This window comes from Alicyclobacillus fructus, assembly GCF_017329605.1.
GTDB lineage: Bacteria > Bacillota > Bacilli > Alicyclobacillales > Alicyclobacillaceae > Alicyclobacillus > Alicyclobacillus fructus.
This window is the reverse complement of the sequence record NZ_JAFMTY010000002.1, coordinates 62,025-77,551: the sequence shown is the minus strand read 5'-3', so window position 1 is coordinate 77,551 and position 15,527 is coordinate 62,025. Positions and strand designations below refer to the sequence as shown.

The following is a 15,527-nucleotide window of genomic DNA, read 5'->3' as shown; positions in this document are numbered from 1 at the left end:
GAATTCCGCGCGCGCCTCTATCCAGGCTCGAACCGGTGAGCGCCTCAGACCGTGTGCACCTTCATGAAGTTCGTCGTGCCCGCCGTGCCCGCGGGAATGCCGCCCATGATGATGACGCGATCGCCCTTGTGCACATAGCCAGTCGAGAGCGCCCCTTGAACGGAACTCGCGAGCAACTCGTCCGTCGTGCCCGCGATGTCCGGCACGACGACGGGAAGGACGCCCCAGTAGAGCGTCAGGCGCCGCGCGACGTGATCGAACGGCGTCACCGCGATGATGGGCGTCATGGGCCGGTGCTTGGACACACAGCGGGCGGTGTGCCCGGACGTCGTCGCCGTGATGATGGAGATCACGTCGAGATCGGCCGCGAGCGTGCGCACGGCGTGCGCGAGCGAGTCGGACACGGTGTGCGTGACCTCCGTGCGGTGCCGGTACGCCACCTCGTCGTGCGCGATGGCAGCCTCGGCCCGCTCCGCGATCTGCGCCATCGTCCGCACGGATTCCAGCGGATACCGCCCCGCCGCTGTTTCGCCCGAGAGCATGATGGCGTCCGTGCCGTCGAAGATGGCGTTCGCCACGTCGCTCGCCTCGGCGCGCGTGGGCCGCGGATTGCGCTGCATCGAATCGAGCATCTGCGTCGCCGTGATGACCGGCTTGCCGTATCGGTTGCAGATGGAGATAATCCGCTTCTGCGCGAGCGGCACCTCTTCCGTCGGGATCTCCACGCCGAGATCGCCGCGGGCCACCATCATGCCGTCCGACACCTGCGCGATCTCGTCGAGCCGATCCAGCCCCTCGCGCGTCTCGATCTTCGAGATGATGTCCGCCTGGTAATTGTGCTCCTCCAGAATGCGGCGCACCTCGAGCACGTCCGCCGCCTTGCGCACGAACGACGCCGCGATCATGTCGACGCCGTGCTCAATCCCAAACCGAATATCCGCCTTGTCCTTCTCGGTGACGCCCGGAATGCGGAGGGTTACGCCTGGGACGTTGATGCCCTTGTTGTCCTTCAACACGCCGCCGTTCGTCACGCGGCAGTGAATGTCATGCCCCTTCACCTGGATGACCTCGAGTCCAATGAGGCCGTCGTCGATGCGGATGGGCGCGCCGGGGTACACGTCCTCCACCAGTCCCTCGTACGAAACCCAGACCCGCTCCTTCGTGCCGTACTCCACCGGATCGATGGTGAGGACGATCTCGTCCCCGTCCCTGAGCTCCACCTGGCCGCCTTGGATCTTGCCCGTGCGAATTTTCGGTCCCTTGATGTCGAGCATAATGCCGACGTGCTTGCCCACGCGGGCCGACGCCTCGCGGATGCGGCGGATGCGCTCCGCGTGTTCCTCGTATGTACCGTGCGAGAAGTTGAGTCGGGCGACATCCAAACCGGCCTCGATGAGCTTCGTCAACATGTCGAGCGATTCGCTCGCCGGCCCAATGGTGGCCACAATCTTCGTCTTTCGCATGCCTAACCCTCTCTTCGCGAAACTTTCGGCCTCGTTCCGTGCCGCGGATGCGCACACAAAGGAAGAAGCGGGAAGTCCGGCGGCGCCGGACACCGCTTCACGGCCGTTCGACGTAGGTTCCCATTTGCCGATACTTATGGTATCGCGCGCGGAGCAGTTCATCAATAGGCACGGCCACGAGCTCGCGCAGCCCTTCGATCACGGCCTCGCGGACGCGCCGCACCATCCACTCCGGATCCTTCTGCGCGCCGCCCATCGGCTCCTCGATGATCCGGTCAATGACGCCGAGATCGAGCAAATCCCTGGCTGTCAGCCGCATTACCTCGGCGGCCTTCGGCCCGAGCTTCGCGTCCTTCCACAGGATGGCCGCCGCCGATTCGGGTGCGATGACGCAGTACCACGCGTAATCCAACATGTAGATGCGGTCCGTGATGCCGAGGCCCAGCGCGCCGCCGCTCCCGCCCTCTCCCGTGACGATGGACAGCGTCGGCACGCGCAGACCCGCCATGGCGAACAAATTCTCGGCGATGGCCACGCTCTGCCCCCGCTCCTCGGCCGACATGCCCGCATAAGCGCCGGGGGTGTCGATGAAAAACACCACGGGCCGGCCGAACTTCTCCGCCTGCTTCATCAGCCGGAGCGCCTTGCGATAACCCTCCGGATTGGCCATGCCGAAGTTGCGGCGGATGTTCTCCTTCGTGTCCCGCCCCTTCTGATGGCCAATGACCGTCACCGGTTGGCCATCGATGAGCCCCACGCCGCCGACGATGGTGAGATCGTCGGCGAAGTGCCGATCTCCGTGCAACTCCACGAACTCGTCGCAGAGCCCGCGGATGTAATCCAGCGTCGTCGGCCGCCCGATTTGGCGGGCCAGCTGCACCCGCTGCCAGGGCGTCAGGTTCGCGTAGGTGGTTTCCGTGAGTTCCTTGAGCCGCTCTTCCAGTTTATCGACTTCGCCTTGCAGGTCGATCCCGTTCTTCTCCATAAAGGCCTTGAGCTCGGCGATCTTCGCCTTCAGCTCGGCGATGGGCCGCTCGAAATCCAGCTCATTCGCCATGCGCCCACCCCCGAGCCGTGTGCATGCGCACCAGCGCGCCGAGCGTCTGGCGCATCTGTTTGCGGTGCACCACTTTGTCGATCATGCCATGCTTCAGGTTGAACTCTGCGGTCTGAAAATCGTCCGGAAGACTCTGCCTCATGGTCTGTTCCACGACCCGCCGGCCCGCGAAGCCGAACATCGCGCCCGGCTCCGCGACGATCACGTCGCCGAGGCTCGCGAAGCTCGCGCTGACGCCGCCTGTCGTGGGATGCGTGATGACCGAGATGAACAGTGCGCGGGCCTCGTGCATGCGAGTGAGCGCCACGCTCGTCTTGGCCATCTGCATGAGGGACAGGATGCCCTCCTGCATGCGGGCGCCCCCCGATGCCGTGAACAAAACGAGCGGCCGCTTGCTTTCCGCGGCCCGCTCCATCGCCCGCGCGATGCGCTCGCCGACCGCCGAGCCCATGCTCCCCATCATGAAACCGGGCTCCATCGCGCCGACGACAATGGGCACCCCGTCGAGCAGCGCTTCGCCCGTGAGGACGCCCTCCAGAAGGCCGGTGGCGCGCATGGCCGCCTCCAGCTTTTCCTCGTACTGCGGAAAGCCGAGGGGATTCGTGGACGTCAAGCCGCCGTCCATCTCCTGGAACGACCCTTCGTCGACCGTGATCTCAATGCGCGTGCGCGCCCCAATCCGGAAGTGGTAGTTGCACTCCGGACATGTGTACAGATGCTTCTGCAGTTCCTTCGCCAACAGCAGGGCGCCGCACCCCTCGCACTTCTGCACGAGGCCCTTCGGCACATCCCGCTCCTCCGCAGGCCTGGGCTGCCGCGCCTCGGGCGCCGTCTCTTCGCCCGTTCCCACGGTGACGTACTGGCGCCGTCGGTTGAACAGATCTTTTAACACAACCCCACCTCTTTAACCCCACCTTGCGCAGAAGGCGCGCTGTCACGACAACGACGAGTGCAGGATGTCCCTGAGCACTTCCTGCGCCTCGTCGAGCTCGCTCTCTGGAATCAGAATCTCATATTGCTCTTTTGCGCCGCGCGCCTTCTTCACCTTGACGAGGAAGCCTTCCTCCGTCATCCTCAGGCGAACCCGTTCCGCCTGCTGCGATGTCGGTGCGATGTAGATAACCGTCCACATGGCTCCTACGCTCCTGGCAAGATCGTGATCCTTCTTGCCCGCATTATACCATGTCTGTCCCAAGAGACACATGCAGAAACCAGGATGCGACACGAAGGTTTTCTCACTTGATACGAACGTTGCCAAGCCCCACGCGCTCCTCGAGCGCCGCAATCAAGTCCTGACTGACCTGCACCCGGTAGCGCGAACCGAGCAACCGAGCCCGTCCGGTCGAAGCGTCGTACAGAGCCACCTCGGTCTCACCAGGCGCCATGGCGAGGATGCGCTGAATCTCCCTGAGCACCTGGGCCCCGCCACGGCTTCGGTACCGAATGTAGAGCCGTTTGCCGACCGCGGCGGGCGCTCCGTCCGCACCCGGCGCACCCTCTGACTTCGTCTCCGCCTCCACGAAGAGATCGAGCGCCGCCCACTGCCGGCTGTCCTCCGCGCGCACAAGCGCCTCCTCGAACATCTTGCGCCGCACGTCGCGCGACGCGCCTTCCGGGAAAAACTCGTCGAACGCGCCCGCCGCAAACAGGCTGTCGAGCGCTTTGCGGTTGACGATGCGCGGCTCAATGCGGCGGAGAAAGTCCGCCAGGGACGCAAACGGCTGCTCGGCGCGGAGCGCCAGGATGTGATCGACAGCCGCCTCCCCGACGTTTCGCACCGAAAGGAGGCCGGCGCGCAGATTCCCGTCCTCTTCCACGGTGTATCCCCGCTCGCTCCGCTGCACCGACGGCGGGCGCACCGCAATCCCGTGCCGCCGCGCGTCCTGTTCGTACAGGCGCACCTTGTCCGGCACGCCGATGGACAGCGTGAGAAGCGCCGCCAAAAAGTCCGACAGGAAGTGCGCGCGCAGGTAGGCCGTTCGGAACGCCAACACCGCGTACGCCGCCGCGTGCGAGCGGTTGAACCCGTAGTCCGCGAAACGCACGATGAGGTTGTACACCTCGTGCGCGATCTCCTCGCTGTATCCCCTCTGGATGCAGCCCTGCACAAACCGGGATCGCTCGTCATCTAGGATTTCCCTTTTCTTCTTCGACACGGCGCGCCTCAGCAAGTCCGCCTCGGCCAGCGAAAATCCCGCCATCTGGCTTGCGATCTGCATGATCTGCTCCTGGTACACGATGACGCCGTACGTGTCGGCGAGGATCGGCGCGAGATCGGGATGAGGATAGGTGACGGGGCGCCTTCCGTGCTTCGCGTCGCAAAACGCAGGAATATTCTCCATGGGCCCCGGACGATTCAGCGAGATCACGGCGATCACGTCATCCAGACTCGTGGGGCGCAGCTCCCTCAACACCCGGCGCATGCCGGCCGACTCGAGCTGGAAGACGCCGTTGGTGTCAGCCCGCGTCAGGAGGGCGTACGTGGCCGGATCGTCCTCGTTCACATGCCGCCAGTCGATGGAGATGCCCGTGCGCCGGCGGATGGACGCGACCGCGCGATCGATGAGCGTGAGCGTCTTGAGGCCGAGAAAGTCCATCTTCACGAATCCGAGCGCCTCGACGTCCTCCATCGGATAGGCGGTGACGGGCGTGTCGTCCGCCGCCCAGTCGAGCGGAATCCAGTCCGCGATGGGCTCGGGAGAAATGATCACCCCGGCCGCGTGAATGGACGTGTGATGCGGCAGATCCTCCAGGCGCTTCGCGGCTTCGAAGAGCCGCGCGGCATCCGGATTCCCGTCCACCAGTTCCCGAAAGGCGGCCACCTCCTGATACGCGCTGTCCAGCGACGCGTGCACCACGCCGGGCACCAGCTTGGCGAGGCGATCGACCAGTGCCGGATCGGCAGCAAGCATGCGGCCCGCGTCCCGCAGCGCCGCCCGGGCCTGCAGGGTGCCAAAGGTGCCGATTTGCGCGACGCGATCGCGCCCGTACTTCTCGATCACGTAGCGGATGACCTCGCCGCGCCGCTCGAATTCGAAGTCCGTGTCGATGTCCGGCAGCGAGACGCGAGCGGGATTGAGAAACCGCTCGAACAACAGCTTGTGGCGGATGGGATCCACGTCCGTGATGCGCAGCGCGTAGGCGACGAGGCTGCCGGCCGCCGATCCGCGCCCCGGCCCGGTCGAGATGCCCTGCTGGTGCGCGTGGCGGATGAAGTCGGCCACGACGAGAAAGTAATCGGCGTACCCCATGTCGCAAATGACGGCGAGCTCGTGCTCAAGCCTCGCCTCCACCTCGGGCGACAGGGTCCCGTACCGCCTGACGGCGCCCGCACGCGCGGCTTCGCGCAACACCTCGTCGGCGCTGCGCCCGTCCTTCGTCGCATAGCGCGGCATCCGCACCTGGTGGAGCGGCAGTTCGAGCGCGCACATCTCCGCGATCTCGCCCGTCCGGCGGAGCGCCTCCGGGAAGTTCGCGAACCGGTCCGCCATGTCCTCCGGCGACGCAAAGTGAAACTCGTCCGTGGCGAACCAGTCGTCGGCGTCGGGGCGCTCGAGCCCGGCGTACGCCCGGTGCCAGGCGGCATCTTCCCGCGCGAGATAGCGAACGTCGTTCGTCGCCACAAGCGGCACGTCCCAGCGGCGGGCGAGATCGACGAGCCCCGGCAGTCCCTCCCGCTCTCGGCGCAGGCCGTGATCTTGGAGATCGATGAACAGCTGGCCGGCGGGCACCGCATTCGCCACCCGCGCCAACAGCCGCTCGGCGGCATCCGCCTCGCCGCGCGCGAGGTGATGAAACAGGCGCGACTCCGGGCCTCCGCAGAGCACCACGAGGCCCTGCGAGCTCTCCGCAAGCTCGGACAGCGTGACATAGGGCACCGGGCGCTTCGAGCGCGCTTGGGTTGCAAGTCGCGTGAGCCGGCGATATCCCGAAAGCCCCATCGCCAGAACCACCACCTGATCGAGGGACGCAGCCAACCGCCCCGGCCCCGCGTCTTCCTCGTCAGCAAGCCAAGCGACCTGCATGCCGATGACGGGCGAGAGCCCTTCGCCGCGCGCCAACCGGTAGAAGGTGAGGGCGCCATACATGCCGTTGGTGTCGGTGAGCGCCACCGCCCGCATCCCATGCGCCTTCGCGGCCCGGACGAGATCGTCCAAGCGCAGCAGGCTTTCGCGGAAGGAGAACGCGCTATGCACGTGCAGGTGCACAAAGTCCACCGTGCTCACCTCTCGATCCACTGCGCGGTGACCAGCGCCTTCGCAAACACGTCGTTTTTGTCCGCAATTTCGACCTCCACCTTGGCGTAGCGCCGGCCGTCGTTCAGCACGCGCGCCTTCGCGTCGACGGTGGTGTCGACCGGCACGGGGCGGAGCACGTAGAGCGTCATGTTTTCGATCAGCATGTCGACGTGGCGCGCTCGGCGCAGGCAGACGCGCGCCGCCTCCTGAATGATGGTCGTGAGCGATCCCGTCGCAAGCGTGCCGCCCGACGTCGTCATCTGCGGCGTGACCTGCCCGCGCAGCACCGTGGATCCATCGGGGGATTGCACCACGTTGAAATCGCGCACCACGACGTCTTCCACCGTCTCTCCCACCTGCGGCTGCCGATTCATGATCTGCAACGCGCGAATCACGTCTTGGCGCGTGATGACGCCAATCACGTCCTTGTCCTTGACGACCGGCATGATCTCAAATCCCTCAAACGCCATCCGGTGCGCGGCCGAGGCGATGGTCGTCTTCGGCGTGACGGAGACCGGATTGCGCGTCATGTAGCGCGACACGGGAGCCTCGAGCTCCGCCTCCGCCACGTCGCGCGGGCTGATGATGCCCACCAAGCGACCGTTCGCATCCACCACCGGCATGCGCGAGTGGCCGGATTCCTCCACCAGATGATAGTACTTGCGCACGGTGTCGTCCGGCCGCAGGCTGACGAGCGGCTGATCCTGCAGCACGTCCTCGACGTAGAGAATGTCCTTTTTGATGAGCCGGTCGTAGAGCGCGCGGTTGATCAGCGAAGCGGTGGTGAAGGTGTCGTACGAACACGAGATGAGCGGCAGCTGATATTCGTTGGCGAGCTTCTCCACCATGGGAGACGCGGTGAAGCCGCCGGTGATGAGCACCGCGGCGCCGCTCTTGAGCGACATGCGCTGGACCTGCTCCCGGTTGCCCACAATCATCAGGCATCCGGGGCTCAGATACCGGCTGATGGACTCGGTGCGCATGGCGCCAATCACGAAGCGGCTCAACGTCTTGTGCAGACCTTCCTTGCCGCCGAGCACGGTCCCCTCCACAATGCGGACGACCTCCGCGAAGGTCAGGCGCTCAATCTGTTCCTTTTCCTTTTTTTCCACGCGCACCGTGCCGATGCGGTCCAGCGTGGACACGAAACCCTCCGCCTCGGCCTCCTTGATGGCGCGATAGGCGGTGCCCTCCGAGACGTTCAGCACGCGCGCGATTTTGCGGACGGAAATCTGGGATCCGACCGGCAGGGAACGGATGTATTCCAGGATTTGCTGATGTTTGGTCGTCACGGATCCTCCTCGGACCAGAGCGCGGTCCCTCACGGCGTAGAGTCTAGCTTGATCATAGCTTTCACGAACCTGTCGTCAATTGCCCTGAAAATCCGTGTAGAATGGTGGCAGAACTTGTGGCGATGAGGAGACGTGGGTCATGCGCGTATACGACGACGTGCGCCGCATGGTGGGCATGCGCGGCGCTTCCCACCCTGTGCTCGATTGGACTTGGCGCATTGCAGTCATCCTGTTTTCCGATCTCGTGGGCGCCGTCGCAGTCAATAACTTCCTCACCCCCGCCCACATCCTGGCCGGCGGCGTGACCGGCGTGGCGCAGATCCTCCATCACTACGTCCCAGGGCTCGGCGTGGGCACGATGTACTTCGTCTTCAACATTCCGCTGTTCATCCTCGGCTATCGGTACCTCGGCCGGCGGTTCATCTTTCAGACCGGGATCGCCATCCTGGGCTTTTCCGTTCTCGCGGACTTTGTGCGACTGCACTTCACCACGCCCACGGATCCGCTGCTCATGGGCCTGTACGGCGGCGTGCTGACGGGGCTGTCGTCTGGACTCGTCATCCGCGTGGGCGGATCGATGGGCGGAACGGACATCGTGAGCCTCGTGGTCCACCGCTTGACCGGCCGCAACATCGGCTCGGTGAGTTTCGTGATGAACGCCGCCATCGTCCTTCTCTCCATGCTGGTCTTCGGCGTGCCTGCGGGATTGTACACCTTGGTCAGCATGTACGCGGCGTCCCGCGTCGTTTCGGGCCTCATGCACTTCCAGCAGAGAAAGACGGCCCTCATCGTGACGTCCAAGCCGAGCGAGGTCGCGAGCGCCATCGGCCAGCGCCTGGTGCGCGGATCCACCGTCATGCGGGCCTATGGCGCCTACACCCAGCGCGAGCGAGGCGTGTTGCTTTGCGCCATGACGCATCTCGAAATCGCGGATCTCAAGGAAATCGTGCAGTCGCTCGATCCGGACGCGTTCATCACCATCCTCGACACCACGGAGGTCATCGGGCGGTTCCGCCAAAGTGCGCTGTGATCCAAACGTTTAACTTTTCATCTCTGCGAGCAAACTTGTAAGGAGCGTCAGTCTTGAAAACCTCGCAGGGAGGTCGATTGACCGTGAAGGTTCCGCTGACCATCGTGGCGGCCCTGGCCGCGTGGGCTGTGGGCGTATGGCCGAGCGTCGACGCGTGGGCAGATACGTCGGTGATGCATCACGCCCTGGCGCACGCGCTGTTTCTGGTCTCAGGCGGTTTGCTGGGCTTCGAGGCCGCGCGCCACGCCGCAAAGAGCGCTTGGCGCGAACGCACCCAGGAGCGCGAATACGGTTCCCCCGACGATCAGGAGGTGGCGCAATCATGAAGCTTTCACCCTGGTTTCACGCGGGGACGGCGTACATTGGTGCCGCGGCCCTCGCCGCGACCTATTTGCCAGGCGTCTTTGACGACGCGCGACCGGCGGCTCACATTTCCCAGCATCTCGCCATCACCTGCGCAGCCTTCCTCACCGCCTACGGCGTGGAGCGGCTTCGCCAATCCATCGGAAAGTAAAGCGACTTCACGCGTGACCCCCACAGATTCGCCCCGATTCGTCGAATCCATGTGATAACACGTGATCGAGGTGACTTCTGTGACTCGGGGTCTTTTTCTTGCCTTGACGGCGTCGGCCGTAAGCCTGCTGTCCCTCTGCGCGGCGCCCGCAGCTGAGGCGCGCGCCGCTTCCAACTCCATACTCCTGGCCGTGGCCAACACCACAGCCGGAAACGGCACGGACAGCTCATCCAGCGGCGGGACGAACCGGCCGAACATCCACCAGATCATCACGCAGTTCGAACAGGCCATCGCGCCGTATGAAAGCATCCATCCTACGCAAATTGCGCATCCGCCGGTTCCAACGCAGTCGCTTCCGACCTCGCCCGCGGCCATCGATGACGCGCTTCAACAGACGCTCCAGGCCTATCGGCAGGCCACCCAGAGCGACAAGCAGGCGCAGAGCCAGCTGCAGTCGGCGTTCAACGCGTACATTCATGCGCTGCAACTGTTCGTCCAGGTGGGCGATCTCAACGTGCTCACCCAACAAACGCCGGATTCGACTGCCGTGGTCTCGTACCTTCAGGACGCGCTCTACACGCAGGCGGAAGTGTCCGCCGACGTCCAACTCCTTCAGCAGGCGCGTGCGGACGGCGATGACAGCACATTGCTCGCAACGCTCATCGACATGACCCAGCTTGAACAGCAGAAGGTGTCGGATCTCAAGATGGCCACAAAGATCTTGACAAAGATGACGAACACTCTTCAGTCCGGTTTGCTGGATTAAACCCAAGGCGCCGCGCATGCGGCGCCTTTCGCTATGTCGTCGCAGATAGGTCCCCTGCGGGCGCATGTGAAACCCCTGAGGGGTGTGCTTCGAACGCTTTCCGCAGCCTGTCACAGATGCCTGATAGCAACAAAAACCCCGCCTCGCGCAGGAGGCGGGGGTTCCCGCAGTACCGGGCAGTCAGGGATAGGTACAGTGTAGAACAAGGTCAACTACACCACACCGTCAGTATATCGGGTCCTCACCCTGGCCACATGAGTCTTGAGACCTATCTTTACGCGCGATCTGCGCTCATGGCGATGCAAGGCACGTCAGCTCTGGTACAAATCGGACGAGAGATACCTTTCCCCGGTATCCGGCGCCATGCAGAGCACGCGCGCTTCCTTGGGCAGTTCCGCGGCGATGCGCAGGCCGTGGAACACCGACGCGGCACCGGATGCGCCGAGCAAAATCCCTTCCTCCGCGGCCACGCGGCGCGCCATCATCTGCGCGTCGTGATCGTCGATGAGCAAAATCTCGTCAAACGCCTCCCGGTTCAGGATGCTCGGCACAAATCCGGGGCCGGTGCCGGGGATCTTGTGCGGCCCAGGTTGCCCGCCCGACAGCACGGGAGATCCCTTCGGTTCGACGACGTAAATCTTAATCCCCGGAATTCGGGCCTTCAGCACTTCGCCCGTGCCGGTCACCGTGCCCCCCGTCCCGGCCGTCAGCACGAGCGCGTCGAGCTTGCCCTCGAAGTCCTCGAGAATCTCGAGCGCCGTCGACTTGCGGTGCGCGTCGGGGTTGGCGGGATTGTCGAACTGAGCCGGGATGAAGCTGTATGGAATGCGAGCCGCCAGCTCCTCGGCGAGCTCAATCGCGCCCTTCATGCGCTTCGACTCCGGCGTGAGATGCACCTCCGCGCCGTACGCCTTGAGCAGTTTGACCCGCTCCTCCGTCGCGTTCTCCGGCATCGTGATGATGCATCGGTACCCTTTGGCGGCGCAGACCATGGCGAGCCCGATGCCCGTGTTGCCCGAGGTCGCCTCGATGACGGTGCTCTTGCCTGGAATGAGCTTGCCCTGCCGCTCCGCTTCCAAGATCATGTTCAAGGCCGGCCTGTCCTTGACGCTGCCGGCCGGATTCTTGCCCTCGAGCTTGACATAGACGCTCGCGCCGTTCGGATCCGGCAGGCGATTCAAGCGAACGACCGGCGTGTGACCGACGAGATCGAGAATCGAGTTGTACAATGGCATAGGCAATCTCCTCACGCGCCGCGGCGCAGGGCCGCGGCAGAAATATGCCAACTTCTATAGTATAACTCGGAAAACGCGAAACGCCAGCGTCATCCGATGTTCAGCGTCTCATTTAGCAGGCGCACGGCCGCGTCCTCGTCCTGGCACACGAGCAACATCGTGTCGTCTCCGCAGATGGTGCCAAGGAGCCCGGGCGGATCGAGCGCGTCCATCAGCGCGCCGATGGCATGGGCGTTGCCCGGCGCCACCTTGATGACAATCAGGTTGTTGGCGCGCGCGTGGGAGATAAAGACCTCCGCCAGCCTGCGGCGCAGGGCGTCGACGGAAACCTTGTTCACCGCGGTCGGCAGGGCGTATTTGTACTTGCCGTTCGAGCCCACCACCTTCACGAGCTGAAGCTCCTTGATGTCGCGCGAGATGGTGGCCTGGGTGACGGGGAACCCTGCCTCCTCGAGCGCGTGCACCAAATCCTCCTGCGTCTCGATCTCGTTCTGGCTCACGATCTCGCGAATGCGCATCAAGCGCTGTTCCTTGCTTTGCACATACACCCTCCTCGGCCAAACGTTCGTGAACATCCGCAGGCGCACATCGCGCGCATGCGGTACACTGATGCCTAGAGGTGATTTCGCATTCCGCAGCGGCAAATCCTTCACATCGACATGAACGCGTTCTACGCGTCGTGTCACGCGGCCGTCGATCCGGGGCGCTACGCGGGCAAGCCCATCGCCGTCGCGGGCGATCCGGCCACGCGCCACGGGATCGTCGTCACCGCAAGCTACGAGGCCCGCGCCCGCGGTGTCAAGCCGCCCATGCCCGTGCAGCGCGCCGTGGCCATCTGCCCGGATCTCGTGCTCGTCCGGCCAGACTTCCACCTGTATCGGGCCTACGCGCAGAAGGTGTTCGCCATCGTGCGGGAGTTCACGCCGGATGTCGAGATCGTCAGCATCGACGAGTGTTACGCCGACGTCACGCACGTGCCGGGCGGGGACAGGCCGGTCGATCTCGCCCGCGCGATCCAAGCCCGACTGTTGGATTCGCTCGGCCTGCCGTCGAGCATCGGCGTGGCGCCCAACAAGTTCCTCGCCAAGATGGCGAGCGACATGAAAAAGCCGATGGGCATCACGGAGCTCAGAGGCGAGGGCATTCGCACCTTACTCTGGCCGCTCGCCATCGAGCATATGCACGGCGTCGGGCCGAGCACCGCGAAGCGGCTCAGGCGCCTCGGCATCCGCACCATCGGCGATCTCGCGGCCCAGTCCGTCGACGTCCTCGCCCGAGCGCTGGGGCCGCGGGCGGCAGAGCTCAAGGCGCGCGCCAACGGCATCGATCCGCGCCCGCTCGAGACGGAACCTCAGCCTCCGAAGAGCGTGGGCCATTCGCTGACGCTGTCCGCAGACGCGCAATCGTTCGCCGAGGTCGAAGGCGTGGTGATGGATCTGTGCGATCGCGTCGCGTCCCGCCTGCGCCGCTACGGCATGATGGGCCGGGTTGTCGCGGTGGCGGTGCGGGATCGACGGATGCGCACCTCGCGCCGCCAGGACACGCTCGCGACCTACGTGCGCCACACGGGTGAACTTTTTCAAGCCGCGAGGGCTCTGTTTCTGAGGATTTGGCCGGCCGAGCCGGTGCGATGGATCGGAGTCTCGGTGGAGGACCTGGTGCCGCGGGAAGGACACGGCGTCCAGCTTCCGCTGTGGGACGCCGCGTCTCCCGGCGGCGAGCCGCGTGACGAACGGTTGGATCGCCTGGAGCGCGCCATCGACGAAGTGCGCGCCAAGTTTGGGCCTGGCGCCATTCGCTTGGGCCGCTCACTTTTCGGAAAGAGGGACGACGTGCACGCGCGCGGCACGTCGCTCGAACGACTCGACGAGGAGGACCTACCATGACGGATCCGTTGCACGGCAACCTTGACCCGATTGTGACGATTCTCGCGTGTCTCGTCCTGGCCATCGGCCTCGTGGCGTGGACGAGCAGGCGCTCGTGACGAGCCGCCTGCGCGAATCACCCGCGCGTCATCCGCGCGCGCGAAGCCGCACGCGCCCCGGCCGCTCGTCGGCGTCGGCTCGCTGATACGCCGCTTCTTCGAGCTGCCGGGCTCGTTCGCGATCGGCACCCAGCCAAAAGTACAGGTTCGCCCCGATGTAGAGCGCGAGCAGAAGAAGCCAAAGCGCCGAAAATGTGCCTGCTAAGCCGTGCTCGAGCTTCGGCAAGCGCGGCACGCCGTACGCCGCCAGCGCGAGCGCCGCAAGGCCGTAGACGGCGGAGTACATCCGCACCTGTCTCGGCACGCCCACTTTTCTCCGCATACCGTTCTCCTCCTTTGCCTGTCCCACCTATATGCACCGCGGTTCCGGAACATGCGCGAAACGCTCGCATGACCGCTGCTGGGTCGGGGAACATTGAGCACGAGACCACCTGAACATGGAGGAGGATGAACGATGGGCGTCATGGAAACGTTCGAGAACTGGAAACAGTTCCTCGGGGAACACGTCGATCGCGCCAAAGAGGCAGGGTTGAATCAGGATCAGCTCGCGAACATCGCCACGAAGGTCGGCGAGTTCTTGGCGAGCAAAGTGGATCCGAAGAATCCCGAGCAACAGCTTCTAAAGGAAATGTGGAACGTGGCGGACGATGAAGAGCGCCGCGCCATCGCGAGCATCATGGTGAAGATGGCGGATCGCGCGCACTGAAGAAGAGGCGCCGTCCGGGCCGGGTGCCCGAGGCGGCGCCTTATACTAGGTGTCAGGTGAGTGCGGCCCAAGCGAGGTGACCCGCTCCGTCCCACCAGGCGAGCCAGTGCCCGTCGGTGTAGGCGAACGGCGCGGGAAGCACGGTCTCGGTTTGCGACGATCGATGGAGCAGCAGCGCACGCCCTCCTCCTGCATCGCTCTGATCGACCGTGAGCCAGGTGGCGTCTCCGTTCGCCATCCCCGCCTGGCGATCCGTCCACTGCTCCAGCACAGACGCACCCAACCTGTACGCGAACACCGGGTATGGAGCGGGGTTGTCGGGTGAATTCGGCTTCGGATTCGCGTTCAACTGCAAGATAGCGATCTCGTCGGTCGCGGCGTAGAGCGTGCCCGGGTGCCAGAGGGGAACGACCGTCCGATTCGAAGGGGCTGGTGAAAGGCTGATGCGCACCAAATGCGCGGGCGCGGGCGCAGACGGACCGAACGGATTCTTCGATATCGCTTCGACGAACCACAGCGCCCGCTCTCCCACGGCCATCGATAGCACGGCCAACCCGTCTCGCTGACTATCTTCTGTGAGAACCCGACGCCCTTTGCGAGTGGCGAGATCGTACGCCCAGACGGTGGTCTGAACGTCGTTCTTCATCTGTTGCACGCTCAGCCAGTAGGCCGTATCGCCCACCACCTTGAGGCCCACCACATCTCCTTCCTGGACACCGCTCTCTGCGGAACGCATCACAAAGCGCGTGCCGGTCGATCGCGCCTCCGCCCACAGCTGCCGCATCCCGTTGCCGCCGTCGGGACCCGTTTGCCACACCAGCCACCGCTCGGTGATGTATGCGGCGTTCGCCTGCAATCCCCGCGGCATCGCGATGGTCTCTTCGATGTGACCCGTGTCGGCGTCGATCACGTCGATGCGCGAAGCGCCGGTGAACGATCCGTCCGCCTCCATGAAAGGATACTGCACAACACAGAGCGCTCGGCCGGCGATGGACCAGACCTGGCTGCCCGGCAATGACAGATGGTGAACCGTTCCGTACGGAGCAGCCGCCGTGCGGAACGAGATACGCTTGATGGGGAGTTCACCCGCGGCCTGCCTGTCGGCGATGACAGGCGTCAGCTTTGCGTTTCGCGGGGCGGCGTACGTGGACCACGCCACCTCCACGACCGCCACGCCAAACAGCCCTGCGACCACCCACCTAACCCAACGCGCCATCCACGACGCCCCTCTCTTCGGATGCT

Annotated in this window: 16 protein-coding genes; 6 read left to right on the top strand and 10 right to left on the bottom strand. The window is 64.7% G+C overall.

Annotated features, from left to right (window positions below; all coding sequences use genetic code 11):
* Positions 1-44 precede the first annotated feature (44 nt).
* From pyk to J3481_RS01220, 6 genes are all read right to left on the bottom strand, one after another.
* Complete coding sequence (pyk, locus tag J3481_RS01245) at positions 45-1,463, bottom strand: pyruvate kinase (RefSeq protein WP_206831148.1); 1,419 nt, start codon at positions 1,461-1,463, stop codon at positions 45-47.
* A gap of 97 nt (positions 1,464-1,560) precedes the next feature.
* Entirely contained in the window at positions 1,561-2,520 is a 960-nt protein-coding gene (locus J3481_RS01240) for an acetyl-CoA carboxylase carboxyltransferase subunit alpha (protein ID WP_206831147.1), read from the bottom strand.
* Positions 2,510-3,412, bottom strand: coding sequence for an acetyl-CoA carboxylase, carboxyltransferase subunit beta (gene accD, locus J3481_RS01235; RefSeq protein ID WP_206831146.1), 903 nt, complete (start codon positions 3,410-3,412; stop codon positions 2,510-2,512). The genes J3481_RS01240 and accD overlap by 11 nt, the downstream gene beginning before the upstream one ends.
* Before the next feature lie 42 nt (positions 3,413-3,454).
* Positions 3,455-3,652: a glutamate decarboxylase gene (locus tag J3481_RS01230; protein ID WP_206831145.1), complete on the bottom strand. Its 198-nt coding sequence runs from the start codon at positions 3,650-3,652 to the stop codon at positions 3,455-3,457.
* Between the two features lie 103 nt (positions 3,653-3,755).
* On the bottom strand, positions 3,756-6,737 hold the full coding sequence (gene dnaE, locus J3481_RS01225) for a DNA polymerase III subunit alpha (RefSeq protein ID WP_206831144.1): 2,982 nt from the start codon (positions 6,735-6,737) through the stop codon (positions 3,756-3,758).
* Between the two features lie 5 nt (positions 6,738-6,742).
* Positions 6,743-8,050 carry a DRTGG domain-containing protein gene (locus J3481_RS01220; RefSeq protein WP_206831143.1) on the bottom strand — a complete coding sequence of 436 codons (1,308 nt, stop codon included), beginning with the start codon at positions 8,048-8,050 and terminating at the stop codon, positions 6,743-6,745.
* A gap of 139 nt (positions 8,051-8,189) precedes the next feature.
* Between J3481_RS01220 and J3481_RS01215 the strand changes: the two genes are divergently transcribed.
* The 4 genes from J3481_RS01215 to J3481_RS01200 all read left to right on the top strand — a co-directional run bounded on the left by J3481_RS01215 (position 8,190) and on the right by J3481_RS01200 (position 10,360).
* Positions 8,190-9,080 (top strand): YitT family protein, encoded by an 891-nt coding sequence (locus J3481_RS01215; protein WP_206831142.1) that lies wholly within the window; start codon positions 8,190-8,192, stop codon positions 9,078-9,080.
* Between the two features lie 83 nt (positions 9,081-9,163).
* A complete protein-coding gene (locus J3481_RS01210; RefSeq protein WP_206831141.1) occupies positions 9,164-9,406 on the top strand; it encodes a hypothetical protein in 243 nt (80 codons plus the stop codon).
* Complete coding sequence (locus J3481_RS01205; protein WP_206831140.1) at positions 9,403-9,594, top strand: hypothetical protein; 192 nt, start codon at positions 9,403-9,405, stop codon at positions 9,592-9,594. The genes J3481_RS01210 and J3481_RS01205 overlap by 4 nt, the downstream gene beginning before the upstream one ends.
* A gap of 79 nt (positions 9,595-9,673) precedes the next feature.
* Entirely contained in the window at positions 9,674-10,360 is a 687-nt protein-coding gene (locus J3481_RS01200; RefSeq protein WP_206831139.1) for a hypothetical protein, read from the top strand.
* Positions 10,361-10,671: 311 nt separating this feature from the next.
* Here J3481_RS01200 and cysK read toward each other — a convergent pair whose 3' ends face one another.
* A complete protein-coding gene (gene cysK, locus J3481_RS01195; protein WP_206831138.1) occupies positions 10,672-11,595 on the bottom strand; it encodes a cysteine synthase A in 924 nt (307 codons plus the stop codon).
* Between the two features lie 89 nt (positions 11,596-11,684).
* A complete protein-coding gene (gene argR / locus J3481_RS01190) occupies positions 11,685-12,170 on the bottom strand; it encodes an arginine repressor (RefSeq protein ID WP_206831137.1) in 486 nt (161 codons plus the stop codon).
* A gap of 54 nt (positions 12,171-12,224) precedes the next feature.
* On the opposite strand from argR, the gene J3481_RS01185 reads away from it, so the two are divergent.
* A complete protein-coding gene (locus tag J3481_RS01185) occupies positions 12,225-13,481 on the top strand; it encodes a DNA polymerase IV (protein ID WP_328702057.1) in 1,257 nt (418 codons plus the stop codon).
* Positions 13,482-13,607: 126 nt separating this feature from the next.
* Here J3481_RS01185 and J3481_RS01180 read toward each other — a convergent pair whose 3' ends face one another.
* Positions 13,608-13,901 (bottom strand): hypothetical protein, encoded by a 294-nt coding sequence (locus J3481_RS01180; protein ID WP_206831135.1) that lies wholly within the window; start codon positions 13,899-13,901, stop codon positions 13,608-13,610.
* 132 nt (positions 13,902-14,033) lie between these two features.
* Between J3481_RS01180 and J3481_RS01175 the strand changes: the two genes are divergently transcribed.
* Entirely contained in the window at positions 14,034-14,285 is a 252-nt protein-coding gene (locus J3481_RS01175; protein ID WP_012811617.1) for a DUF3243 domain-containing protein, read from the top strand.
* Positions 14,286-14,337: 52 nt separating this feature from the next.
* Here J3481_RS01175 and J3481_RS01170 read toward each other — a convergent pair whose 3' ends face one another.
* On the bottom strand, positions 14,338-15,501 hold the full coding sequence (locus J3481_RS01170) for a hypothetical protein (RefSeq protein ID WP_206831134.1): 1,164 nt from the start codon (positions 15,499-15,501) through the stop codon (positions 14,338-14,340).
* Between the last annotated feature and the right edge of the window lie 26 nt (positions 15,502-15,527).

Excerpts from the sequence above, each read along its gene's own strand:
- J3481_RS01170 (WP_206831134.1), bottom strand. The coding sequence starts at position 15,501 with ATGGCGCGTTGGGTTAGGTGGGTGGTCGCAGGGCTGTTTGGCGTGGCG.
- J3481_RS01240 (WP_206831147.1), bottom strand. The coding sequence starts at position 2,520 with ATGGCGAATGAGCTGGATTTCGAGCGGCCCATCGCCGAGCTGAAGGCG.
- argR (WP_206831137.1), bottom strand. The coding sequence starts at position 12,170 with ATGTTCACGAACGTTTGGCCGAGGAGGGTGTATGTGCAAAGCAAGGAA.
- J3481_RS01175 (WP_012811617.1), top strand. The coding sequence starts at position 14,034 with ATGGGCGTCATGGAAACGTTCGAGAACTGGAAACAGTTCCTCGGGGAA.
- J3481_RS01180 (WP_206831135.1), bottom strand. The coding sequence starts at position 13,901 with ATGCGGAGAAAAGTGGGCGTGCCGAGACAGGTGCGGATGTACTCCGCC.
- pyk (WP_206831148.1), bottom strand. The coding sequence starts at position 1,463 with ATGCGAAAGACGAAGATTGTGGCCACCATTGGGCCGGCGAGCGAATCG.
- J3481_RS01215 (WP_206831142.1), top strand. The coding sequence starts at position 8,190 with ATGCGCGTATACGACGACGTGCGCCGCATGGTGGGCATGCGCGGCGCT.
- cysK (WP_206831138.1), bottom strand. The coding sequence starts at position 11,595 with ATGCCATTGTACAACTCGATTCTCGATCTCGTCGGTCACACGCCGGTC.
- J3481_RS01205 (WP_206831140.1), top strand. The coding sequence starts at position 9,403 with ATGAAGCTTTCACCCTGGTTTCACGCGGGGACGGCGTACATTGGTGCC.
- J3481_RS01230 (WP_206831145.1), bottom strand. The coding sequence starts at position 3,652 with ATGTGGACGGTTATCTACATCGCACCGACATCGCAGCAGGCGGAACGG.